Annotated in this window: 19 protein-coding genes; 8 read left to right on the top strand and 11 right to left on the bottom strand. The window is 70.2% G+C overall.

The features are described 5' to 3' along the window. Positions 1-38 precede the first annotated feature (38 nt). Positions 39-1,739 (top strand): methylmalonyl-CoA mutase, encoded by a 1,701-nt coding sequence (locus C3489_RS04155; protein WP_103779977.1) that lies wholly within the window; start codon positions 39-41, stop codon positions 1,737-1,739. 82 nt (positions 1,740-1,821) lie between these two features. On the opposite strand, the gene C3489_RS04150 is transcribed toward C3489_RS04155, so the two are convergent. Next, the gene (locus C3489_RS04150) at positions 1,822-2,439 is read right to left on the bottom strand and encodes a TetR/AcrR family transcriptional regulator (protein ID WP_103779975.1); all 618 of its coding nucleotides are present in this window, start codon (positions 2,437-2,439) and stop codon (positions 1,822-1,824) included. A gap of 249 nt (positions 2,440-2,688) precedes the next feature. Here C3489_RS04150 and C3489_RS04145 point away from each other — a divergent pair, with 249 nt between their 5' ends. The 4 genes from C3489_RS04145 (at position 2,689) to C3489_RS04125 (ending at position 6,955) form a co-directional block, all read left to right on the top strand. Next, positions 2,689-3,660 (top strand): tetratricopeptide repeat protein, encoded by a 972-nt coding sequence (locus C3489_RS04145; protein ID WP_103779973.1) that lies wholly within the window; start codon positions 2,689-2,691, stop codon positions 3,658-3,660. Between the two features lie 646 nt (positions 3,661-4,306). Beyond that, positions 4,307-4,951 (top strand): DUF6230 family protein, encoded by a 645-nt coding sequence (locus C3489_RS04135; protein WP_103779971.1) that lies wholly within the window; start codon positions 4,307-4,309, stop codon positions 4,949-4,951. A gap of 188 nt (positions 4,952-5,139) precedes the next feature. Then, a complete protein-coding gene (locus C3489_RS04130) occupies positions 5,140-5,637 on the top strand; it encodes a DUF6114 domain-containing protein (protein WP_219821922.1) in 498 nt (165 codons plus the stop codon). Then, positions 5,627-6,955, top strand: coding sequence for a hypothetical protein (locus C3489_RS04125; protein WP_103779969.1), 1,329 nt, complete (start codon positions 5,627-5,629; stop codon positions 6,953-6,955). The genes C3489_RS04130 and C3489_RS04125 overlap by 11 nt, the downstream gene beginning before the upstream one ends. A gap of 119 nt (positions 6,956-7,074) precedes the next feature. Here the strand turns inward: C3489_RS04125 and pyk are convergent, their stop codons facing one another. The 3 genes from pyk to pta all read right to left on the bottom strand — a co-directional run bounded on the left by pyk (position 7,075) and on the right by pta (position 11,892). Next, positions 7,075-8,505, bottom strand: coding sequence for a pyruvate kinase (gene pyk / locus C3489_RS04120; protein ID WP_103779967.1), 1,431 nt, complete (start codon positions 8,503-8,505; stop codon positions 7,075-7,077). Between the two features lie 88 nt (positions 8,506-8,593). Further along, positions 8,594-9,805 (bottom strand): acetate kinase, encoded by a 1,212-nt coding sequence (locus C3489_RS04115; RefSeq protein WP_103779965.1) that lies wholly within the window; start codon positions 9,803-9,805, stop codon positions 8,594-8,596. Next, positions 9,802-11,892 (bottom strand): phosphate acetyltransferase, encoded by a 2,091-nt coding sequence (gene pta / locus C3489_RS04110; protein ID WP_103779963.1) that lies wholly within the window; start codon positions 11,890-11,892, stop codon positions 9,802-9,804. The genes C3489_RS04115 and pta overlap by 4 nt, the downstream gene beginning before the upstream one ends. 233 nt (positions 11,893-12,125) lie before the next feature. On the opposite strand from pta, the gene C3489_RS04105 reads away from it, so the two are divergent. Continuing rightward, on the top strand, positions 12,126-13,151 hold the full coding sequence (locus tag C3489_RS04105; RefSeq protein ID WP_103779961.1) for an ATP-dependent 6-phosphofructokinase: 1,026 nt from the start codon (positions 12,126-12,128) through the stop codon (positions 13,149-13,151). Positions 13,152-13,178: 27 nt separating this feature from the next. On the opposite strand, the gene C3489_RS04100 is transcribed toward C3489_RS04105, so the two are convergent. The 5 genes from C3489_RS04100 to C3489_RS04080 all read right to left on the bottom strand — a co-directional run bounded on the left by C3489_RS04100 (position 13,179) and on the right by C3489_RS04080 (position 17,870). Next, entirely contained in the window at positions 13,179-13,895 is a 717-nt protein-coding gene (locus tag C3489_RS04100; protein ID WP_374936718.1) for a helix-turn-helix domain-containing protein, read from the bottom strand. 98 nt (positions 13,896-13,993) lie between these two features. Next, positions 13,994-14,833 (bottom strand): carbohydrate ABC transporter permease, encoded by an 840-nt coding sequence (locus C3489_RS04095; RefSeq protein WP_103780134.1) that lies wholly within the window; start codon positions 14,831-14,833, stop codon positions 13,994-13,996. An 8-nt stretch (positions 14,834-14,841) separates the two neighbouring features. After that, complete coding sequence (locus C3489_RS04090; protein ID WP_103779957.1) at positions 14,842-15,702, bottom strand: carbohydrate ABC transporter permease; 861 nt, start codon at positions 15,700-15,702, stop codon at positions 14,842-14,844. Then, entirely contained in the window at positions 15,699-17,072 is a 1,374-nt protein-coding gene (locus C3489_RS04085) for an extracellular solute-binding protein (protein WP_103779955.1), read from the bottom strand. The genes C3489_RS04090 and C3489_RS04085 overlap by 4 nt, the downstream gene beginning before the upstream one ends. 75 nt (positions 17,073-17,147) lie before the next feature. Beyond that, entirely contained in the window at positions 17,148-17,870 is a 723-nt protein-coding gene (locus tag C3489_RS04080) for a nitroreductase family protein (protein ID WP_103779953.1), read from the bottom strand. Positions 17,871-18,060: 190 nt separating this feature from the next. Here C3489_RS04080 and C3489_RS04075 point away from each other — a divergent pair, with 190 nt between their 5' ends. Beyond that, on the top strand, positions 18,061-18,522 hold the full coding sequence (locus C3489_RS04075) for a MarR family winged helix-turn-helix transcriptional regulator (protein WP_103779951.1): 462 nt from the start codon (positions 18,061-18,063) through the stop codon (positions 18,520-18,522). Positions 18,523-18,564: 42 nt separating this feature from the next. Here C3489_RS04075 and C3489_RS04070 read toward each other — a convergent pair whose 3' ends face one another. After that, positions 18,565-19,257 carry a response regulator gene (locus C3489_RS04070; RefSeq protein ID WP_103779949.1) on the bottom strand — a complete coding sequence of 231 codons (693 nt, stop codon included), beginning with the start codon at positions 19,255-19,257 and terminating at the stop codon, positions 18,565-18,567. Continuing rightward, a complete protein-coding gene (locus tag C3489_RS04065) occupies positions 19,254-20,873 on the bottom strand; it encodes a sensor histidine kinase (protein ID WP_103779946.1) in 1,620 nt (539 codons plus the stop codon). Before C3489_RS04065 ends, C3489_RS04070 begins: the two co-directional genes overlap by 4 nt. 122 nt (positions 20,874-20,995) lie before the next feature. On the opposite strand from C3489_RS04065, the gene C3489_RS04060 reads away from it, so the two are divergent. Then, the gene (locus tag C3489_RS04060) at positions 20,996-22,390 is read left to right on the top strand and encodes a cation:dicarboxylate symporter family transporter (RefSeq protein ID WP_103780132.1); all 1,395 of its coding nucleotides are present in this window, start codon (positions 20,996-20,998) and stop codon (positions 22,388-22,390) included. The last annotated feature ends 127 nt before the right edge of the window (positions 22,391-22,517 follow it).

The raw sequence follows: 22,517 nt of genomic DNA, 5'->3' as shown, positions 1-22,517 counted from the left end.
ATCGACATTTACTAGGACGTCCTAGTAAATTCGAAGGTATGGACGCTGACGCCATCGAGGAGGGCCGCCGACGCTGGCAGGCCCGGTACGACGCCGCGCGCAAGCGCGACGCTGACTTCACCACGCTCTCCGGCGATCCCGTGGAGCCGGTGTACGGGCCCCGACCCGGGGACACATACGAGGGCTTCGAGCGGATCGGCTGGCCCGGGGAGTACCCCTTCACCCGCGGGCTGTACCCGACCGGATACCGAGGGCGTACGTGGACCATCCGGCAGTTCGCCGGGTTCGGCAACGCCGAGCAGACCAACGAGCGCTACAAGATGATCCTCGGCAACGGCGGCGGCGGCCTGTCCGTGGCCTTCGACATGCCGACGCTGATGGGCCGCGACTCCGACGACCCCCGCTCGCTCGGCGAGGTCGGGCACTGCGGCGTGGCCATCGACTCCGCGGCCGACATGGAGGTGCTCTTCAAGGACATCCCGCTCGGGGACGTCACCACCTCCATGACCATCAGCGGGCCCGCCGTGCCCGTCTTCTGCATGTACCTGGTGGCCGCCGAGCGGCAGGGCGTCGACGCGTCCGTGCTCAACGGCACGCTGCAGACGGACATCTTCAAGGAGTACATCGCCCAGAAGGAGTGGCTCTTCCAGCCCGAGCCCCATCTGCGCCTGATCGGCGACCTGATGGAGTACACCAGCGCGAAGATCCCCGCGTACAAGCCGCTGTCCGTCTCCGGGTACCACATCCGCGAGGCCGGGGCGACGGCCGCGCAGGAGCTGGCGTACACGCTCGCGGACGGCTTCGGGTACGTGGAGCTGGGGCTGTCGCGCGGGCTCGACGTGGACGTCTTCGCGCCCGGTCTGTCCTTCTTCTTCGACGCGCACGTCGATTTCTTCGAGGAGATCGCCAAGTTCCGCGCCGCGCGCCGGATCTGGGCGCGGTGGATGCGGGACGTCTACGGGGCGAAGTCCGAGAAGTCGCAGTGGCTGCGGTTCCACACGCAGACCGCCGGTGTCTCGCTGACGGCCCAGCAGCCGTACAACAACGTCGTGCGTACGGCCGTGGAGGCGCTCGCCGCGGTGCTCGGCGGGACCAACTCGCTGCACACCAACGCCCTCGACGAGACACTGGCCCTGCCGAGCGAGCAGGCGGCGGAGATCGCGCTGCGCACGCAGCAGGTGCTGATGGAGGAGACCGGGGTCGCCAACGTGGCCGATCCGCTGGGTGGTTCGTGGTACGTCGAGCAGCTGACGGACCGGATCGAGGCCGACGCGGAGAAGATCTTCGAGCAGATCAAGGAGCGGGGGCTGCGGGCGCACCCGGACGGGCAGCACCCGATCGGGCCGATCACCTCGGGCATCCTGCGCGGGATCGAGGACGGGTGGTTCACCGGCGAGATCGCCGAGTCCGCGTTCCGGTACCAGCAGGCTCTGGAGAAGGGCGAGAAGCGGGTCGTGGGCGTCAACGTCCACACCGGGTCCGTCACCGGGGATCTGGAGATCCTGCGGGTGAGCCATGAGGTGGAGCGGGAGCAGGTCCGGGTGCTCTCCGAGCGGAAGGCTGCGCGGGACGAGTCCGCGGTGCGGGCTGCTCTGGACGGCATGCTGGCTGCGGCTCGTTCCGGGGCGAACATGATCGAGCCCATGCTGGACGCGGTGCGGGCGGAGGCGACCCTGGGTGAGATCTGCGGGGTGCTGCGGGACGAGTGGGGGGTGTACACGGAGCCGGCGGGGTTCTAGGTGGCGGGCCGGGGCTTGGGCCAGGTGCCCGGCGTTGCCCCGGCCCCCGGTGCTGCGGCTGGCCGGGGCGGGGTAGGTGCGCCTATCCGGAGTGCGTCAGGCCCAGTAGCAGTACCCGGGTGAAGTTGTGGACCCAGGTCTCGTCTGCCGGTTCCGCGCTGACCAGGGTTCTGTGGACCACCGCTCCTGCCACCACGTCGAAGATCAGGTCGGCCGTGCGGGCTGCCTCCTCGGGGTCGCTCTCGGGAGGCAGCTCGCCGCGTTCCTGGGCTCGCGCGCGACCCTCCAGAACCAGCCGTTTCTGGCGTTCGACGATGGACTCGCGGATGCGTTCGCGCAGGGCGTCGTCCCGGGTGGACTCCGCCACCACCGCCATCAGACCGCTCTTGGCCTCCGGGCGGGCCAGGATCGCCGCGAACTGGAGGACGACGCCCTCTATGTCGGCGGCCAGGCTGCCCCGGTCGGGCAGCTCCAGCTCGTCGAAGAGTTCCGCGACCGCGTCGACGACCAGCTCGTTCTTGCCCGACCACCGGCGGTACAGCGTCGTCTTCGCAACCCCGGCGCGCGTCGCCACGTCTCCCAGGGTGAGCTTGGACCAGCCCAGTTCGACCAGCGCCTCACGCGTCGCCGCCAGGATGGCGGTGGCCGCGGTGGCGCTGCGCGGACGGCCGGGTCGGGCGGCGGGGCTGCGGCTCTGCATGCCCCGACCATATCCGGCCGTTGTCCGGCTTTTCCCGGTGCGGCCGTGAGGGAGATCACCGGGGAGTGGTGTCGCGCGGACGGCGGATGCCATTACGCTACGAGTCGTAGCGAAAGCCTGTGAGGGACGTACACGGGCGACGACCACAGGCGCGTGGGTGGGGACCCGGCGCCGCACAGTACACAACGGCCAGGCCTGGCTTTTCACATCGTTTTTCACGCAGGCACGCGGACGGGGGAGGATAGACGCATGCAGCCACGGAACATGTCCATGAGCGGCGTCGTCGACCTCGCCGCGGTGAAGGCGGCCCAGGAGGCCAAGGCCAAGGCCGAGCAGGCGCGCGCGGAAGCGGCGCGGCAGGGCGGGGCGGGCGCCGTCTCCCCGGCGGACCTCGTCTTCGACGTCGATGAGGCCGGATTCGAGCGGGACGTCGTACAGCGGTCGGCCGAGGTGCCGGTCGTCATCGACTTCTGGGCCGAGTGGTGCCAGCCCTGCAAGCAGCTGAGCCCGGTGCTGGAGCGGCTGACCGTCGAGTACGACGGGCGCATCGTGCTCGCCAAGATCGACGTCGACGCCAACCAGATGCTGATGCAGCAGTTCGGGATCCAGGGCATCCCGGCCGTCTTCGCCGTCGTCGCGGGCCAGGCACTGCCGCTCTTCCAGGGCGCGGCCGGTGAGGAGCAGATCCGCCAGACCCTGGACCAGCTGGTGGCCGTGGCCGAGCAGCGCTTCGGCATCACCGGCCTGACCGTCGACCCGAACGCCGAGCCGGGCGGCACCCCCGCCGACGCCAGGACCGAGGGTCCCTACGACGCCGCGCTGAACGCCGCCGCGCAGGCGCTGGACGCGGGCGACCTGGCCGGTGCGGTCCGCGCGTACCAGAACGTGCTGGCCGACGACCCCGCCCACCCCGAGGCCAAACTCGGCCTCGCCCAGGCCGAGTTGCTCCAGCGGGTGCAGAACCTGGACCCGCAGCAGGTGCGCAAGGACGCCGCCGACAAGCCGGCCGACGTACAGGCGCAGATCGCCGCCGCCGACCTGGATCTGGTGGGCGGCCATGTCGAGGACGCCTTCGGGCGCCTGGTCGAGACCGTGCAGCGCACGGTGGGCGACGACCGCGAGGCCGTACGGCTGCGGCTGCTGGAGCTGTTCGAGGTCGTGGGCGCCGACGATCCCCGGGTGACCGCGGCCCGGCGGGCGCTGGCGCGGGCCCTGTTCTGAGCCCGCGCGGGGGCCCCGCGCCGACCAGTCGCTAAACGCGAGGGCATGTGATGCCCGAGTGAAAAGTTCGCCGAGACGCCTCCACTGCGGCCGCGCTTTACCAAATCTTGGTAATCGCGGCCGCTGTTACTACGAGTAAGTCCAGGCAGTGCTTCTGTCAGATTCTGTCCAGCGATCAACGGTTTTGTCCCGAGGGCTGGAGCCACCCTGTGTCGCCGCCTGAGACCTGTGGGTCGCCGAGCGGTGATCCGGCCGTTACTAGCGAGTAACGAACCCCCTTGTGTCGGCGGCGAGAATGCACCACGATCGGCGACGCTCGGTCCATTCCCGTAGCCCGACAGCCAATCGGGTGGCGGGACTTCCTGGGTCCCCACCGAGCAGAGCCGACGGCAGTGGCGCCGGCTCTTGGACAGGGGGGTCTTCGCCCGTCGGTGAAGCCTGTCCAGCAAGGTTGTGCGTGATGCGTGTCAGGCGCGACCAGTGGTTGTCGCTCGGGGGTGATCGCCGGTGATTCGGGCGCGTTCCAGCGCCACCGAGCGCGGCGCTCCTTCCCGAGGACGTAGCACTTCTCCCATCCCTGCCCGGCTGAGCCGCCGTCTAGGGGGCTTGAGGCGGTCAGGAGATGTACGTCCGAGAAGGAGGAAATATGGAGTCCCAGGTGCGTGGCGGGACCAGATGGAAGCGGTTCGCCGTCGTCATGGTGCCCAGCGTGGCAGCCGCGGCGGCGATCGGTGTCGGCCTCGCTCAGGGTGCGCTCGCCGCGTCCTTCAGCGTGTCCGGCCAGGAGTTCAAGGTGTCGGCCGGCAAGCTGCACGGTGACGGCTTCGCCCAGTACGGCGGCATCGACACGGGCTACACCTCGACCGACGGCAAGACCAAGACGGCCCGTCCGGTCGCGATCTCGTCGTTCAAGACGGCCGAGATCACCAACATGTGTCAGTCCGTGAAGACGGAGATCCCCCTCATAGGGAAGACGATCTACCTCCGTCTTGAGGCCGGGCCGGACGCCGACCACAAGGTCGAGGCGAAGAACCTGTACATCGACGTCGCGCAGCTCGACGCCGATGCCACGTTCAACAACATCGACATCGGTGTGGCGGTCCAGGACCAGAACAAGGGTCCCGCCGTCAAGAGCGGCGACAACGTGCTGCCGGGCGGCTTCGCCCAGCAGGCCGACTCGGCCGACCTGACCGACGTCAAGCAGACCGCGTGGGCGACCACGGCCGGCACCTTCAAGCTCAGCGGCCTGAAGATGCGCCTCGGTACGGACTCCAAGATGGAGTGCTACTGACGGTCGCCGCCGCACGGTGATCTGGCACAGCTGAGCTGATACCAGGCGGGGCGGGGGAGTGCTCGCTTCCCCGCCCCGCACCACCAGGCAACGCGCCGTCCGCGCCACCCCCGACTCCACATTCCGGCTTCTGCACGCCTGCGGCCGAGCCGGTACGTACTTCCACCGGACCCAGGGAGCTGTTTTCCATGAGTGCCGAGATTCCGGTCCAGAGCGCCGGGAACGTCACCCGGCTGCGTCTGCGATTCCGTGACTGGCGGCGCACCCGGCCGTTCTGGGCAGGCCTGTTCACCCTGCTCGGTGGGGTGCCGATCGCCTACTTCCCCTACGCCACGCTCAAGCTGGGCACCATGTCGATCGCCATGGCGACCACCGCCGGCGCCGGCTCCCTCATCATCGGCGTGCTGCTGATCACGCTGGGCCTGACGATGTGGTTCCAGAAGGCGACGCGGGTCTTCGCCGGCGTCGCGGCGATCCTCCTCGCCCTGGTGTCCCTGGTGGTCTCCAACATCGGCGGCTTCCTGATGGGCTTCCTGCTGGCGCTCATCGGCGGCGCCCTCGCCGTCTCCTGGGCGCCGGCCAGGCCGCAGCGCGGTGCGGCGCGGCAGGAGTCGGACGACGCGCCCCTGGACCCGGCCGCCCCGCCGGCGGCCGAGGACTCGGACGGGGGGCGCCGTGTCGGCTGACGAGGTCCGCACCGAGAGTGCCGCCGCCCACGACAGAACGGGCCCGCGCCACGCGGCCCCGCGCAAGCCGCTGTTCACCCGGTTCCACCTGCCGGCCGGCAAGGCGATAGCCGTCGCGGCGATGCCCACCGCGGTCCTCATGGCGATGGGGATGACCCCGACGCTCGCCGTCGCCGACGACCACGCGCCGACCGCGACGTCCAAGCTGGCCGACGACTACCAGGACTGCGTCGACGCGCTCGGCAAGGACGGCGAGGACGCCTCGGCCACCCCGTCGCCGTCCGCCTCGCAGAGCGACGAGGCGAAGGACGGCTCGAAGGACGACGCGAGTCCCGAGCCGTCGGCCACCGGTTCCCCGGACGCCTCCGACGGCCCGTCCTCTTCGCCGGATTCAGGTTCCGGCGACAAGGCCGAGCCCTCGCCGTCCGCCTCGTCCGCGTCCCCGAAGTCCGGCGGGTCCACCGGGTCCACGGGGAGCACGTCCTCGACGCCCACCCCGTCGCCGTCCGCGACGGACAAGAACCTGCTCGACGGCATCGGCGACGCCATCACCGGCATCTTCGGCGGCGGCGACAAGAACTCGCCCACGCCCACCGCCGGCTCCACGCCCACCGCCTCGCCCTCGGCCTCCGCCACGGGCACGGTCGACAAGGTGACCGGCACCGTCAAGGACACGACCGACAAGGTCACCGGCACGGTCGAGGACACGACCGACAAGGCGACCGACACGGTCAAGGACACGACTGACAACGTCACCGGCACGGTCAAGGACACCACCGACGCGGTCGGCGAGGCGGCCGACGCGGCCACCGCCACGCCGAGCCCCTCCGCGAGCGCCACCCCCGACGACTGCGTGGCGGCCACCGAGGACGAGGGCGGCGTCGACAACAAGGTGCCGGTGGCCGAGGACCCCTGGTACCTCCAGGCCAGCTCGCTGCTGCTGAAGAGCGCCGACTACCAGGGCGTCGTCGAGGTGAAGACCAGCAGCGGCAAGACCAAGAAGGTGCTGAAGTACGTCATTTCCGGCGGCACCGACATCGGCGACCTGCACCAGATCGTCAAGGACAAGAACTCCGGCAAGACCTACCACGTGCAGGCGGCCAAGGGCTCGACGTCCACCATCCGCAACGGTTCCACGGTGATGTACACGGAGTCCATCTCCGGCAACCTCTTCGGCCTGATCCCGATCACGTTCAGCCCGGACAGCCCGCCGCCGCTGAACATCCCGCTGATCTACTTCACCAATGTGAAGGTCACCCAGGCCGCCCAGTTCGGCGGCACCCTGCACGTGCCGGGCATGCATCTGTACACGGACTGAGCGCGCTCCCGCAGGACCCGCCGAGCGTCCCCACAGACCCGTTCGGGAGCCGCACAAAGGCTGAGGGCGCCCCCTGTCACAGGGGGCGCCCTCAGCGCCGTACGGGAACTCCCGCGGGGTCAGTCGCGGTTGTTGCCGCCCAGGTGGTGCACCCGGACCATGTTGGTGGTGCCGGGGACGCCGGGCGGGGAGCCGGCCGTGATCACCACGATGTCGCCCTCGTTGAAGCGGCCCATCTTGACCACTTCCTGGTCGACCAGGTCGACCATCTCGTCGGTGCTGTTGACGAAGGGCGCCACGTACGGCTCCACGCCCCAGCTCAGCGTCAGCTGGTTGCGGGTGTTCTCGTCGGTGGTGAACGCCAGGATCGGCTGGACCGCGCGGTAGCGGCACAGACGGCGGGCGGTGTCGCCGGACTGGGTGAAGGCGACCAGGCCCTTGCCGCCGAGGAAGTCGGCGATCTCGCAGGCCGCGCGGGCCACCGAACCGCCCTGCGTGCGCGGCTTCTTGCCCGGCACGAGCGGCTGCAGGCCCTTGCTGAGCAGCTCCTGCTCGGCCGCGGTGACGATCTTCGACATCGTCTTGACGGTCTCGATCGGGTACGCGCCCACGCTCGACTCCGCCGACAGCATGACCGCGTCCGCGCCGTCCAGGATCGCGTTGGCCACGTCGGAGGCCTCGGCGCGGGTCGGGCGGGAGTTGGTGATCATCGACTCCATCATCTGGGTCGCCACGATCACCGGCTTGGCGTTGCGCCGGCACAGCTCGATCAGGCGCTTCTGCACCATGGGGACCTGCTCCAGCGGGTACTCGACGGCCAGGTCGCCACGGGCGACCATCACGCCGTCGAACGCCATCACGACGTCCTCCATGTTCTGCACCGCCTGCGGCTTCTCCACCTTGGCGATGACCGGGACGCGGCGGCCCTCCTCGTCCATGACGCGGTGGACGTCGTTGATGTCCTTGGCGTCGCGGACGAAGGACAGGGCGACCAGGTCGCAGCCCATGCGCAGCGCGAACCGCAGGTCCTCGATGTCCTTCTCGGACAGGGCCGGGACGTTGACGGCCGCGCCGGGCAGGTTGATGCCCTTGTGGTCGGAGACGACGCCGCCCTCGATGACGATCGTCCGCACCCGCGGGCCCTCGACCTCGATGACCTTCAGCTCGACGTTGCCGTCGTTGATCAGGACCTGGTCGCCCTTGGCCACGTCACCGGGCAGACCCTTGTACGTGGTGCCGCAGATGTGCTTGTCACCGGGAACGTCCTCGGTCGTGATGACGAACTCGTCACCGCGCTCCAGCTCGACCGGACCCTCGGCGAAGGTCTCCAGGCGGATCTTCGGGCCCTGCAGGTCGGCGAGGACGCCGATGGGACGGCCGGTCTCCTTCTGCGCGGCACGCAGGCGGTCGTACCGGCCCTGGTGCTCGGCGTGGGTGCCGTGGCTGAAGTTGAAGCGGGCCACGTTCATGCCGGCTTCGATCAGCGAGACGAGCTGCTCGTGGGAGTCGACCGCGGGGCCGAGAGTACAGACGATTTTCGAACGGCGCATGGGGCGATCCTATCGGTTTGTTTCGCTACGGAATATTCCGTCTGGCGGAAAGTACAAATGAGTGCCCTATTGCTCAGGTGCGCTCAGTTCAGTTGTTCATTCCGACCAGTGCGTATGTCTGCGTCGCGATCTCCAGTTCTTCATCCGTCGGCACCACCGCCACCGCAACCCGCGCGTACTCCGGCGAGATCAGCCGCGGCTCGTCACCGCGTACGGCGTTCAGCTCGCCGTCGACCGCCAGGCCCAGCTCCTCCAGGCCCGCGATCGCCGCCTCGCGCACCGGCGCCGCGTTCTCCCCGACCCCGGCCGTGAAGGCCACCGCGTCCACCCGCCCGAGCACGGCGTAATAGGCGCCGATGTACTTCTTCAGCCGGTGAATGTAAATGTCGAAGGCGAGTCGCGCACGCTCGTCGCCCTCGTCGATCCGGCGGCGGATCTCCCGCATGTCGTTGTCCCCGCACAGCCCGATCAGTCCGCTCTTCTTGTTCAGAAGAGTGTCGATCTCGTCGGCGGACATTCCACCAACACGCATCAAATGGAAGATGACGGCCGGGTCCATGTCTCCGGAGCGCGTACCCATCACCAGGCCCTCCAAAGGCGTGAGTCCCATGGAGGTGTCCACGCACCTGCCGCCCCGCACGGCCGAGGCCGACGCCCCGTTGCCCAGGTGCAGCACGATCACGTTCACCTCTTCGGGTGCCTTGCCCAGCAGCTTCGCCGTCGCCCGGGAGACGTACGCGTGCGAGGTGCCGTGGAAGCCGTAGCGGCGCACGCGGTGCCGGTCGGCGGTCTCGACGTCGATGGCGTAGCGCGCGGCCGACTCCGGCATCGTCGTGTGGAACGCGGTGTCGAAGACGGCGACCTGGGGCAGGTCGGGGCGCAGCGCCGTCGCCGTGCGGATACCGGTCAGGTTGGCCGGGTTGTGCAGCGGGGCGACCGGGATCAGCCGCTCGATCTCCGCGAGCACCTTGTCGTCGATGACGGTCGGCTCGGTGAACTGCTTGCCGCCGTGCACCACCCGGTGCCCGATCGCGGCGAGTTCGGGGGAGTCCAGGCCCAGGCCGTCCTTGGACAGCTCCTCGGCGACGGCCTTCAGCGCGGCGTCGTGGTCGGCGATCGGGCCGTTGAACTCCCGGCTCACACCGCCCGAGGCCAGCGGGGTGTGCTTGAGCCGGGAGGTCTGCTCACCGATCCGCTCGACCAGCCCCACGGCCAGCCGGCTGCTGTCGCGCATGTCGAGCAGCTGGTACTTCACCGACGACGAGCCGGAGTTGAGGACGAGGACGCGGGTGCCGGTCACTGCTGTGTTGCCTTCTCGGTGGGGGACTGGGCCTGGATCGCCGTGATGGCGACGGTGTTGACGATGTCCTGGACGAGCGCGCCCCGGGACAGGTCGTTGACGGGCTTGTTGAGGCCCTGCAGCACCGGCCCGACCGCGATCGCGCCGGCCGAGCGCTGCACGGCCTTGTAGGTGTTGTTGCCGGTGTTGAGGTCGGGGAAGATCAGCACCGTGGCCTGTCCGGCCACCTCGGAGCCGGGCAGCTTGGTCGCCGCGACCGACGGCTCCACGGCGGCGTCGTACTGGATCGGACCCTCGATCTTCAGGTCGGGGCGGCGCAGCCGGGCCAGTTCGGTCGCCTCGCGCACCTTCTCCACGTCGGCGCCGGCGCCGGAGGTGCCGGTGGAGTACGACAGCATCGCGATCCGCGGTTCGACGCCGAACCGGGCGGCCGTGGTCGCCGACTGCATCGCGATGTCGGCGAGCTGCTCGGCGTTCGGGTCCGGGTTGACCGCGCAGTCGCCGTAGACGAGCACCTTGTCGGCCAGGCACATGAAGAACACCGACGACACGATCGACGCGTCCGGCTTGGTCTTGATGATCTCGAAGGCGGGCCGGATGGTGGCCGCCGTGGAGTGCACCGAGCCCGACACCATGCCGTCGGCCAGGCCCTCGGAGACCATCAGGGTGCCGAAGTAGTTCACGTCCGAGACGACGTCGTAGGCCAGCTCCACGGTGACGCCCTTGTGGGCGCGCAGGGCCGCGTACTTCTCGGCGAAGGCGTCGCGCAGCTCGCTGGTCGCCGGGTCGATCAGCTGCGTGTCGCCCAGGTCGATGCCGAGGTCGGCGGCCTTCTTGCGGATCTGGTCGACCGGGCCGAGCAGGGTCAGGTCGCACACCCCGCGGCGCAGCAGCACCTCGGCGGCGTGCAGCACGCGCTCCTCGGTGCCCTCCGGCAGCACCACCCGGCGCTTGTCGGCGCGGGCCTGCTCCAGCAGCTTGTGCTCGAACATCATCGGCGTGACCCGGTCGCTGCTGGGCGCGGAGACCCGCTTGTTGAGGTCGGCGGTGTCGACGTAGCGCTCGAACAGGCCGAGCGCCCGCTCCGCCTTGCGCGGGGTGGCCGCGTTCAGCTTGCCCTCCAGGGAGAACAGCTGCGCGGCGGTGGGGAAGCTGTTGCCGGACACCGACAGCACCGGGGTGCCGGGGGCGAGGCGGGCGGCGAGGGTGAGGATGTCCTCGCCGGGGACCTCGTTCAGGGTGAGCAGCACGCCGGCTATCGGCGGGGTGCCGGCGCTGTGCGCGGCCAGCGTGCCGACGACCAGGTCGGCGCGGTCGCCGGGGGTGACGACCAGACAGCCCGGGGTCAGGGCGCCGAGGAAGTTCGGCAGCATCGCCCCGCCGAAGACGAAGTCCAGCGCGTCGCGGGCCAGGCCCGAGTCGTCGCCGAGCAGCACCTTGGCGTCCAGCGCGTGCGCGATCTGGGACACGGTCGGCGCGGACAGCGCGGGCTCGTCGGGAACGACGTAGCAGGGCACCGGCAGCCGGCCGGCCAGCCGCTCGGCGATCGCGTCGCGGTCCTCGCGGGCGACCCGGTTGGTGACCATCGCGAGCACGTCGCAGCCCAGGCCGTCGTAGGCCCGGTAGGCGTTGCGGGTCTCGGCGAGCACCGCCTCGGCGCCCTGCTTCCTGCCGCCCACGACCGGGATCACCGAGGCGCCGAACTCGTTGGCCAGGCGCGCGTTCAGCGACAGCTCGTCGGGCAGCTGGGTGTCGGCGAAGTCGGTGCCGAGGACCAGGACGACGTCGTAGTCGCGGGCGACCAGGTGGAAGCGGTCCACCAGCACCGCGACCAGCTCGTCCGTGCCGCGCTCGGCCTGGAGCGCGGACGCCTCGTCGTAGCCGATGCCGTAGACCGTCGCCGGGTCCTGGGAGAGGCGGTAGCGGGCGCGCAGCAGCTCGAAGAGCCGGTCCGGGCCGTCGTGCACGAGCGGGCGGAAGACGCCGACCCGGTCGACCTGCCGGGTCAGGAGTTCCATGACCCCCAGCTCGACGACCTGGCGGCCGTCGCCGCGGTCGATACCGGTCACGTACACGCTGCGCGTCACGTGTGCTCTCCGTTTCGTCTGTGAGGTCTACGTCTGTGAGATCCACGGCCAGGGGGCCTGCGTCCGCGGCGTACACCTCCGTGTACAAAAATCGCCCACGGAGGTGAGCGGAACCCTCTTGACAATACCCCTGGACACAGATAAGGCGCCCGTCAAGACGTTCCGCTGGTCAGGGACGTGGAACAATCGGGAGGAGCTCACCGGTACCCACAGCGAGCAGGAGACACAGCACGATGCGCATCGGAGTTCTCACCGCAGGCGGCGACTGCCCCGGCCTGAACGCCGTCATCCGGTCGGTCGTGCACCGGGCGGTGGACAACTACGGCGACGAGGTCATCGGCTTCGAGGACGGCTACGCCGGCCTGCTCGACGGGCGCTACCGCAGCCTCGACCTGAACGCCGTCAGCGGCATCCTCGCCCGCGGCGGCACGATCCTCGGCTCCTCCCGGCTGGAGCGCGACCGGCTGCGCGAGGCCTGCGAGAACGCCGCCGACATCGTCAGCGACTTCGGTATCGACGCGCTCATCCCGATCGGCGGCGAGGGCACGCTGACCGCGGCCCGCATGCTCTCCGACGCGGGCCTGCCGGTCGTCGGCGTCCCCAAGACCATCGACAACGACATCTCCTCCACCGACCGCACCTTCGGCTTCGACACCGCCGTCGGCGTCGCCACCGAGGCGATGGACCGGCTGAAGACCACCGCCGAGTCCCACCAGCGCGTGATGGTCGTCGAGGTCATGGGCCGGCACGCCGGCTGGATCGCCCTGGAGTCCGGCATGGCCGCCGGCGCGCACGGCATCTGCCTGCCCGAGCGCCCCTTCGACCCGGCCGACCTGGTGAAGATGGTCGAGGAGCGCTTCGCGCGCGGCAAGAAGTTCGCCGTGGTCTGCGTCGCGGAGGGCGCCCACCCGGCCGACGGCACCATGGACTACGGCAAGGGCGAGATCGACCAGTTCGGCCACGAGCGGTTCCAGGGCATCGGCACCGCGCTGGCGCACGAGCTGGAGCGGCGCCTGGGCAAGGAGGCCCGGCCGGTCATCCTCGGGCACGTCCAGCGCGGCGGCACGCCCACCGCGTACGACCGGGTCCTCGCCACCCGCTTCGGCTGGCACGCGGTCGAGGCCGCGCACCGCGGGGAGTTCGGCAAGATGACCGCCCTGCGCGGCACGGACATCGTGATGGTCCCGCTGGCCGAGGCGGTGACCGAGCTGAAGACGGTCCCCAAGGACCGCATGGACGAGGCGGAGTCGGTCTTCTAGACCCTCCGCCGGCCGGTTCTCGTTTCTCTAGCCGGTTCTCTTTCTCACGGCCGCCCAGAAGTTCTCCACGATCGCCTCCAGGAAGGCGCGGCCGGTCTCCTGGGAGTCGCTGCTGCCGCCGCCCCAGCTGAGGGTGGCGGCCATGTGGCCCTGGTAGTCCTCGTGCAGCTCCTGCAGGACCTCCTCCAGGATGCCCCGGTCCAGCGGCGCGACCTTGGCGACCGGGCGCACATACCCCTGCCAGCGGATGGTCGTCGCACTGCGCAGCAGCTCGGCGAGGCGCTCCTCGCGCCCGGTGACGGCCACGAAGTCCGGCAGCGACAGCCGGAGCACCTCGGCGAGCGCCGCGGACTGGCGCTCGTTGCCGCGCCAGTCCCCGGTCTCCTCCATGCGCAGATACGAGCGCAGGTCGATGCCCACCACCCGGGCCACGTCCTCCGGGGCCACCCCGCGGGCCATGCGGTGCTCGCGCAGGGTGCGCGGACGGGCGATGAGTTCACCCGGCGCACACCACAGGATGCCCGCCAGCGCCGTGAGTTCGGCATTGGTGGGGGCGGTCATGCCGCGTTCCCAGGCGATCACGAGATCCGGGGTGACGTACGGCAGTCCGTACGACACCCGCATGCCGTGGGCGACGTGTTCGGGTCCCATGCCGAGGGCGGCACGCAGCCGGCGGGCGGCCAGGGCGTTGAACGGGGGGCCGGGCGGGTTCGAGGGAGATGAGGGATGGCGCACCCGGCACAACCTAGAGCGGCGTTCAAGGAATGACTACGGTCGGTTCGGACAGGATCACGGATTGTAGGAAGCTACGGTTCCGTAGGTTTTACCCTTCTCGGCACGTGTCACCCCTTGACCGCCCCGGCCAGGGCGAAACCGCCGCCCATCCGCCGCGCGATCAGCACGTACAGAACGATCACCGGCGTCGAGTAGACCACCGAGAACGCCGCCAGCTGACCGTAGGCGACCATGCCCCGGTTGCCGAAGAACTCGTTGATGCTCACCGACGCCGGCATCTGGTCCGGGGTGATCAGCAACATGAACGGCACGAAGAAGTTGCCCCACATCATCACGAAGGAAAACACGGTCACCACGGCCAGTCCGGGACCCATCAGCGGCAGCACGATCCGCACCAGCGACTGCAGCGACGACGCCCCGTCCGTCCAGGCGGCCTCCTCCAGCTCCTTCGGCACGCCGTCCATGAAGTTCTTCATCAGCCAGATGGCCATGGGCAGCTGGGAGGCGGCGAAGAAGTAGATGGTCCCCTGCATGGTGTCGATCAGGTTCACCTGCACGAACAGCGCGTACACCGGCACCATGACGGCCGTGATCGGCAGGCAGGTCGCGAACAGGACCGTCAGCAGGAACGGTCCGGCGAACCGGGAGCGGAAGCGGGAGAGCGGGTAGGCGGCGAGCGCGGCGCACACCACGGTCAGGGCGGTCGCGCCGCCGCACAGGATCAGGCTGTTGAGCAGCGGCGTGAAGGTGATGTCCGAGGTGAGGATCGCGTCGTAGTTGCCGGACGTGACCCCGTCCGGCACCTTCACGCGCAGATCGGCGTGCGGATCGACGGACGACAGCACCACCCAGGCGAGCGGCAGGCAGAACGCGGCCGCCACCACGAGCAGCCCGAGATCGGCGGCGAGCCGGCGGGCGGCGCGGCGGGAGGTGAGCGTGCGGGCCATGGCGGTGCTCACACCTCCGTCCGCAGCAGCCGCAGATACACCACCGAGAACAGCGAGCCGACGACGAGCAGCAGCAGCGCCACCGCCGTGCCGTAGCCGATCATGCTGTTCTGGAACGCCTGCTCGTACATGAACAGCGGCAGCGTCTGGCTCCTCCCGCCGGGCCCGCCCCGGGTCATCACCCAGATCAGCCCGAACACGGACAGCGTCTGCAGGGTGTTCAGCATCAGGTTGGTCGCGATGGACCGCCGGATCATCGGCAGCGTGATGTGCCACAGCCGGCGCCACCCGCCGGCGCCGTCGACCTCGGCGGCCTCGGTGATCTCCTGCGGGATCTCGGCGAGCGCGGCCGAGTACACCAGCATGGAGAACGCCGTGCCGCGCCAGACGTTGGCGAAGGACACGGCGAGGATCGGCAGCGTGAACAGCCAGTTCTGGGACGGCAGATGCAGCGCGTCCAGGATCGCGTTGAGCGTGCCCTCCTTGCGGAAGAAGGCGTACAGCAGGAACCCGGCCACCACCTCCGGCAGCACCCAGGCCGTCACCACGATCCCGCCGGTGAGTGTGCGCACCGGCTTCGACGCCCGCCGCATCAGCGCGGCCAGCGCCAGCCCCAGCGTGTTCTGCCCGAGCAGCGACGACACGACGGTGAAGACGAGGGTCAGCCATACGGCGTTGAGGAAGTCCTCGTCGCCGAAGGCCCGGCGGAAGTTGTCCAGCCCGACGAAGGAGGAGTGGGCCTGCCCGGTGAGCTGGAGGTCGGTGAAGGCGATGTACGCGCAGTAGGCGATGGGCCCGGCGAGGAAGAGCAGCAGCAGGACCAGGGCGGGGACGAGGGGAAGGGTGCGGGGCAGGACGCGGGAGGTCATTTCTCGACCACTTGGCCGCCGGTGACGTCCTTGAGGGCCTCGTCATATCCGGCCGCCGCCTTCTCCACGCTCACGTCCCCGGTCGTCACGCCCTCCATGGCCTCCTGGATCGCCGTGGACACCTTCGGGTACGCCGGGTAGGCGGGCCGGTAGTGGGTGCTGGCGACGAGGTCGGTGAAGAACTTGATGCCGGGCTGGGCGCCGGCGTACGCGGGGTCGGCGGCGACGTCCCGGCGCACCGCGATGCCCGAGTTGGCGATGTACCACTTCTGGGCGTTGGCCTTGGTCTGCATGGTTCTGACGAACTCGAAGGCGAGGTCGGGGTTGCCGGCCTTGGCCGGGATCGACCAGGTCCAGCCGCCGGACATGCTCACCTTGCCGGGCGCCTGCCCGTGCTGGGTGGGCATCGCGGCGAGCCCCAGCCTCTGCGACCACTGCGGCCACTCGTGTCCCGCCCCCGGCAGCCAGTCCTGCGGCAGCCAGGAGCCGTCGAGGTCGATGCCCAGCTTGCCCTTGGGCAGCAGCTCACCGCGCACGATGGTCTGGATGTTGGGGTCGAGGGCGGTGGAGACGTCGGGGCCCAGCTTCTCCTTGTAGACGGTCTCGACGAACGCCAGCGCGTCCTTGAACCCCTGCCCGCCGGCCACCCACTTCTTGCTGCCGGCGTCGTACAGCGGATCGCTCGTGCCGTCCCCGGTGCCGTACAGCAGCATCTCGAACCCCTGCATGGTGGCCGCCTCACCGGCCGGCTTGCCGGTGTAGACGTTCAGCGGGGTGACACCGGGCACCTTCTGTTTGATGGCGCGGGCCGCGGACAGCACGTCGTCCCAGGTCTTCGGCTGCCAGGGCACGGGCAGCCCGGCCTTGGCGAAGACGCCCTTGTCGTACCAGAGCCCCCGGGTGTCGGTCCCGTCCGGAACGCCGTACGTCCTGCCGTCCTGGGCCTTCGCGGCGGCCTTGGCCGTGTCGATGAACTGCTGCCAGTCGGGCCACTTCGCCAGATACGCGTCGAGCGGCTTCAAGTACCCGCTGGTGATGTCGGAGTTGATGAGGAAGGTGTCCTCGTAGACCAGATCCGGCGCGGTCTTGGGGGAGCGGAGCATCTGCTGGAGCTTGGTGTAGTACTCCGAGTCCGGTGCCTTGATGGGGACGAGTTCGACCTTCTTGCCGGGGTGGGAGGCCTCGAACTGCTTCTTGATACCGGCGAGATAGTCGTCCATCACATGGACGGAGTTGTCGGTCGACTGCTTGAAGGAGACCTTGACGGTGTCGGGGCTGCTGCCGGACCCGCCCCCGCACGCGGTGAGCGCGGCGGAGGCGAGAACGGTCGTCAGAAGCGCCGAGACGGCGGCGGTGGGGCGCACGGGCATGACCTCCAGCGGGCTCACGAGGCTGTGACGCGGAGATTGCTGCGGTGCGAACGTAAGTTGAGTGGTCTAGTCAGGTCAATGTGTGTGCGGCGGATTGACGGCGGCCGGCGCGGAGCGGGTGCTCTGCCGGGCGGGTCCGGCCGGGCGGCTCTCCCAGTGGTCCCAGTGCAGGACGTGCTCGCGGGGGATCCGGCGGGCCGGCTTGAAGTCGGTGCCGAGGGTGAAGGCCAGCGGGAGGAACGCGGCCAGCATGACGTCGTCGTACGGGACGCCGAGCACCTCGGCCAGCTCCCGTTCCAGTGGGCCTTGCGCCGTCGTCCAGGTGGTGCCCAGGCCGCGTGCGCGGGCGGCCAGCATGAAGCTCCACACCGCCGGCAGGATCGAGCCCCAGGCGCCCGCCTGCACGCTCACCGGGGCGTGGTCGGTGCGTCCTTCCACCCCGGGGATGACGAAGGCCGGCACCCGGTGGATGTTGGCGGCCAGATGGCGCAGTCCGTCGAAGACGCGCTCGGTGGAGCCGGGGTGGTAGTGCATGCGCCAGGCGTCGCGTTCGGTCAGCGGGTGGCCGGTGGCGAGCGGGAGGGCGCGCAGGAAGATGTCGGCCACGGCCCGCCGCTGGTCGGCTTCGGTGACGACGACGAAGTGCCAGCGCTGCCGGTTGCGGCCGGTCGGCGCCTGCGTGGCCAGGTCCACGCACTCCTCGATCAGGTGGCGCGGCACCGGGCGGTCCAGGTCGAGGCGTTTGCGCACGGCGCGGGTGGTGGACAGCAGTTGGTCCGGGGTCAGGTCCAGAGTCATGGCCGCTTCCTCGCGTTTCGGGTGCGGGCGTCAGTGATCACCGCGTCAATCTGCGGGCAAACAATTTGCTTACAGATGATTGGCGAGCATACAAATGACTTGGGTGGCGCGCAAACAATCTGGACGCAGACGATTCTTGGTAGGCTCGACGACGACCGCCGCACACGCAGAGGCAGAGGAGGTGGGCCGAATGGCGCCCAGGACCGCGGACCGCGAGGCCGTCTACTTCCCGACACTCGCCGCGGAGCGTCTCGACATCGCGCTGTGCCGGGCCTCCGCCGCCGTCGCCCGTGCCGCGGAGGCCCGGGCCGCCGAGACCGGGATCGGCGTCGGGCAGCACCTGGTGCTCAAGATGCTCGCCGACGTCGGGCCCACCTCACAGCGGGTGCTGAGCGACCAGCTGCGCATCGACCGCAGCGTCATGGTCGGCATCTGCGACGGCCTGGAGAAGGCCGGGCACGTGCGGCGCGAACGCGACGCGGGCGATCGCCGCGCCTACGCCGTCACCATCACCGACTCGGGCCGCCGGCTCCTGGCCGAAGCCGAGGACGCCGTCCCCGCCTTCCTCGACGACACCTTCAAGGACCTCACGCCGGCCGAACGCGGCCAGCTCTCCACGCTGCTCGGCAAGCTGCTGCGGCTCGACACCTGACGCCGCTCCGGCCGCCGGGGGACAGCGCGCGTGCCGCCGGCCTCACCGCCCCTGCGACACCCACCGGTACACCAGCTCCGGCCTGCCCACCTGGCCGTACAGCGGGCTGCGGTCCGCCCGGCCCGCCTCCACCAGGTGTTCCAGGTAGCGGCGGGCGGTGATGCGCGAGATGCCCACCGTCTCGGCCAGGGCCGTCGCCGTCAGGCCCTCCCCCTGCTCGCGCAGCGCCATGGTCACCCGCTCCAGGGTCGGCGCGCTCAGCCCCTTCGGCAGCGCCGCCGGGCCCGGGGCGCGCAGCACCGCAAGGGCGCGGTCCACCTCGTCCTGGCCGCTGGCCTCGCCCGCCGCCGCGTGGAACTCGGCGTAGCGGACCAGGCGGTCGCGCAGGGTGGCGAAGGTGAAGGGCTTCAGGACGTACTGGACGACGCCGAGCGAGACGCCCTCCCGTACGACCGCCAGGTCCCTGGCCGACGTCACGGCGATGACGTCGGCGTGGTGGCCGGCGGCCCGCAGCGACCGTGCCAGGGCCAGGCCGTGCACGTCGGGCAGGTGCAGGTCGAGCAGGAGCAGGTCGACCGGCGCGCGGTCCAGGAACCGGCGGGCCTCCGCACCGGTGTGCGCCTTGCCGACGGCGGTGAAGCCCGGCACCCGGCCGACGTACATCACGTGCGCGTCGGCGGCGACCGGGTCGTCCTCGACGACCAGGACCCGGATCGGCGGCCGCTCGGTGCTCATGCGTCGCCCCCGGTGCTCGCGCCGACCCGCAGCGGCAGCCGCACCTCGAACTCGGCGCCGCCCTCGGCCGCCTCCGCCACCGTGAGCGTGCCCGCGTGGCGGTACACGGTCTGGCGGACCAGGGCCAGGCCGAGGCCGCGCCCGCCCGGTCCGGACGGCTTGGTGGAGTAGCCGCGCTGGAAGACCAGGTCGGCATGGCCCGGGTCGACGCCGGGCCCGGTGTCCGCCACGCGCAGCACCAGCTCGGACGCGTCCGTGTACGCCGTCACCGTCACCCGCGGCGCCACCCCGCCCTGCGCCGCGTCGACGGCGTTGTCGATCAGGTTGCCGAGGATGGTCACCAGGTCCCGGGCCGACAGGTCGGCCGGCAGCAGCCCGTCGTCCAGGCGGCTGTCGGACGACACCACCAGCTCCACGCCCCGCTCGTTCGCCTGCGCCGTCTTGCCCAGCAGCAGCGCGGCCAGCACCGGTTCGCTCACCGCGGCCACCACCTGGTCGGTCAGGGCCTGCGCCAGCTCCAGCTCGGCCGTGGCGAAGTCGACCGCCTCCTCGGCCCGGCCCAGCTCGATCAGGGAGACGACCGTGTGCAGGCGGTTGGCCGCCTCGTGCGCCTGGGAGCGCAGCGCCTGGGTGAAGCCGCGCTCGGAGTCCAACTCACCCATCAGCGACTGGAGTTCGGTGACGTCGCGCAGGGTCACGATCGTGCCGCGGCGCTCCCCGCCGGACACCGGCGAGGTGTTCACGACGACCACCCGCTCCGCCGTCAGGTGCACCTCGTCCACCCGCGGCTCGGACGCCAGCAGCGCCCCCGTGAGCGGCGCGGGAAGCCCCAGCTCCGCGACCGACCGGCCCACCACGTCCCCGCTCACCCCCAGCAGCTCCCGTCCGCCGTCGTTGATCAGCGCCACACGGTACTGCCCGTCGAGCAGCAGCAGCCCCTCGCGTACGGCGTGCAGCGCGGCCTCGTGGTAGGCGTGCATACGGCTCAGCTCGGCCGCGTTCATGCCGTGGGTGTGCCGGCGCAGCCGGGCGTTGATCACGTAGGTGCCGATCGCGCCGAGGGCCAGCACCCCCGCCGCGACGCCGAGCAGGGCGGTCACCTGGTCCTGGACGCGTGCGCTGATCGCCTCGACCCGGATGCCGGCGCTGACCAGGCCCACGATCCGCTTGTCGTCGTCCTCGACCGGCGTGACCGCGCGGACCGAGGGGCCGAGGGTGCCGGTGTAGGTCTCGGTGAAGGTCTCGCCGCGCAGGGCGGGGGCGGTGTTGCCGAGGAAACGCTTGCCGATCTGGTTCGGGTCGGGGTGGGTCCAGCGGATGCCCTGCGGGTTCATGATCGTGACGAAGTCGACGTCGGTGTCCCGCATGATCCGCAGCGCGTACGGCTGGAGCTCGGCCGTCGGATCGGACGTGCGGATGGCCGAGCGCACCGACGGGGAATCGGCCACCGACCGGGCCACCGCCGTGGCCTGCCGGCCGGCCGCCTGCTCGGCCTGGCTGCGGTCGCTGACGTAGCTGAACAGTGCGTATCCGGCCACCACGACCGCGAGCAGCACGGCCTGCATGGCGAACAGCTGGCCTGCCAGGCTGCGGGGTCTGCGAACGGATATGCGCATGCCGTCAGTCTGCCTCGGCGGCTGATTGTGAACTAAATGAACGGAAGGGTGACCGCCCTCACAGGGCCGGGAGATAGTCACGGCAATCCCCAAAACGCCCGGACGTGAGCCGCACGCCGGTGATGCCGACGAAGACGTCAAGGAGGGCAGCCGTGGCCGCCAGCACATCCCCAACGGCACCAGCCGCGCCCGCTGTGAAGCGGGACCGCACCCACTACCTGTACATCGCGGTGATCGTCGCGGTCGCCCTCGGTATCGTCGTCGGGCTCGCCGCACCCGACTTCGCGGTCGAACTGAAGCCCATCGGCACGGGCTTCGTGAACCTGATCAAGATGATGATCTCGCCGATCATCTTCTGCACGATCGTGCTCGGCATCGGCTCGGTGCGCAAGGCCGCCAAGGTCGGGGCCGTGGGCGGCATCGCCCTCGGCTACTTCCTGGCGATGTCCCTGGTCGCGCTCGCGATCGGCCTGGTCGTCGGCAACATCCTGGAGCCCGGCTCCAGCCTCGCCGTCACCGACGCGGTCAAGAACGCCGGGCACGCCCAGGTCGACGCCGAGGCCAAGGACACCACCGAGTTCCTGCTCGGGATCATCCCGAAGACGATCGTGTCCGCCTTCACCGAGGGGGAGGTGCTGCAGACCCTGCTGGTCGCGCTGCTGTGCGGGTTCGCGCTGCAGGCCATGGGCAAGGCCGGGCAGCCGGTGCTGCGCGGCGTCGAGCACATCCAGCGGCTCGTCTTCCGCGTCCTGGCGATGGTGATGTGGGCGGCGCCCATCGGCGCGTTCGGCGCGATGGCCGCGGTCGTCGGCTCGGCGGGCGTGGACGCGCTGAAGTCGCTGGCCGTGCTGATGCTCGGCTTCTACGTCACCTGCGCGCTGTTCGTGTTCGTCGTCCTCGGGGCGCTGCTGCGGATCGTCGCCGGGCTCAACGTCTTCACGTTCTTCAAGTACCTGGGCCGCGAGTTCCTGCTGATCCTGTCCACCTCCTCCTCCGAGTCGGCGCTGCCGCGGCTGATCGCGAAGATGGAGCACCTGGGCGTGAGCAAGCCGGTCGTCGGCATCACGGTGCCGACCGGCTACTCCTTCAACCTCGACGGCACCATGATCTACATGACCATGGCGTCCCTGTTCATCGCCGACGCCATGGGTACGCCGATGTCGATCGGCGAGCAGATCCCGCTGCTGCTGTTCCTGCTGGTCGCCTCCAAGGGCGCGGCGGGCGTCACCGGGGCGGGCCTGGCCACGCTGGCCGGTGGCCTGCAGTCGCACAAGCCGGCGCTGGTCGACGGCATCGGGCTGATCGTCGGCATCGACCGCTTCATGAGCGAGGCCCGCGCGCTGACCAACTTCGCGGGCAACGCGGTGGCGACGGTGCTGATCGGGACGTGGACGAAGGAGATCGACACGGAGCGCGTCCGCGCGGTGCTGGCGGGGGAGGTGCCGTTCGATGAGCGGACGCTGCTCGATGACTCCGAGGTTGAGACGGTGCCGGAGAAGCAGTTGGCCAACGCATAGCGCCGTGGGGGCTTGCGTGGTTCTGCGGGTGCGGGTCGTCCGTGGCTCGTCGCGCAGTTCCCCGCGCCCCTAGGTGGGCTGCACTCCCGCCTTTGACCAGGACACCCGGCATTGCCTGAACCTTTGC

Source organism: Streptomyces sp. Ru71 (assembly GCF_002920535.1).
Taxonomy (GTDB): Bacteria; Actinomycetota; Actinomycetes; order Streptomycetales; family Streptomycetaceae; genus Streptomyces.
This window is presented reverse-complemented; position numbering and strand designations above follow the sequence as displayed.

Coding starts and splice junctions, on each gene's coding strand:
- C3489_RS04135 (WP_103779971.1), top strand. CDS start 4,307: ATGGAGTCCCAGGTGCGTGGCGGGACCAGATGGAAGCGGTTCGCCGTC.
- C3489_RS04095 (WP_103780134.1), bottom strand. CDS start 14,833: ATGGCCCGCACGCTCACCTCCCGCCGCGCCGCCCGCCGGCTCGCCGCC.
- C3489_RS04075 (WP_103779951.1), top strand. CDS start 18,061: ATGGCGCCCAGGACCGCGGACCGCGAGGCCGTCTACTTCCCGACACTC.
- C3489_RS04065 (WP_103779946.1), bottom strand. CDS start 20,873: ATGCGCATATCCGTTCGCAGACCCCGCAGCCTGGCAGGCCAGCTGTTC.
- C3489_RS04145 (WP_103779973.1), top strand. CDS start 2,689: ATGCAGCCACGGAACATGTCCATGAGCGGCGTCGTCGACCTCGCCGCG.
- C3489_RS04060 (WP_103780132.1), top strand. CDS start 20,996: ATGCCGACGAAGACGTCAAGGAGGGCAGCCGTGGCCGCCAGCACATCC.
- C3489_RS04070 (WP_103779949.1), bottom strand. CDS start 19,257: ATGAGCACCGAGCGGCCGCCGATCCGGGTCCTGGTCGTCGAGGACGAC.
- pyk (WP_103779967.1), bottom strand. CDS start 8,505: ATGCGCCGTTCGAAAATCGTCTGTACTCTCGGCCCCGCGGTCGACTCC.
- C3489_RS04090 (WP_103779957.1), bottom strand. CDS start 15,702: ATGACCTCCCGCGTCCTGCCCCGCACCCTTCCCCTCGTCCCCGCCCTG.
- C3489_RS04105 (WP_103779961.1), top strand. CDS start 12,126: ATGCGCATCGGAGTTCTCACCGCAGGCGGCGACTGCCCCGGCCTGAAC.
- C3489_RS04155 (WP_103779977.1), top strand. CDS start 39: ATGGACGCTGACGCCATCGAGGAGGGCCGCCGACGCTGGCAGGCCCGG.
- C3489_RS04150 (WP_103779975.1), bottom strand. CDS start 2,439: ATGCAGAGCCGCAGCCCCGCCGCCCGACCCGGCCGTCCGCGCAGCGCC.
- C3489_RS04085 (WP_103779955.1), bottom strand. CDS start 17,072: ATGCCCGTGCGCCCCACCGCCGCCGTCTCGGCGCTTCTGACGACCGTT.
- C3489_RS04080 (WP_103779953.1), bottom strand. CDS start 17,870: ATGACTCTGGACCTGACCCCGGACCAACTGCTGTCCACCACCCGCGCC.
- C3489_RS04130 (WP_219821922.1), top strand. CDS start 5,140: ATGAGTGCCGAGATTCCGGTCCAGAGCGCCGGGAACGTCACCCGGCTG.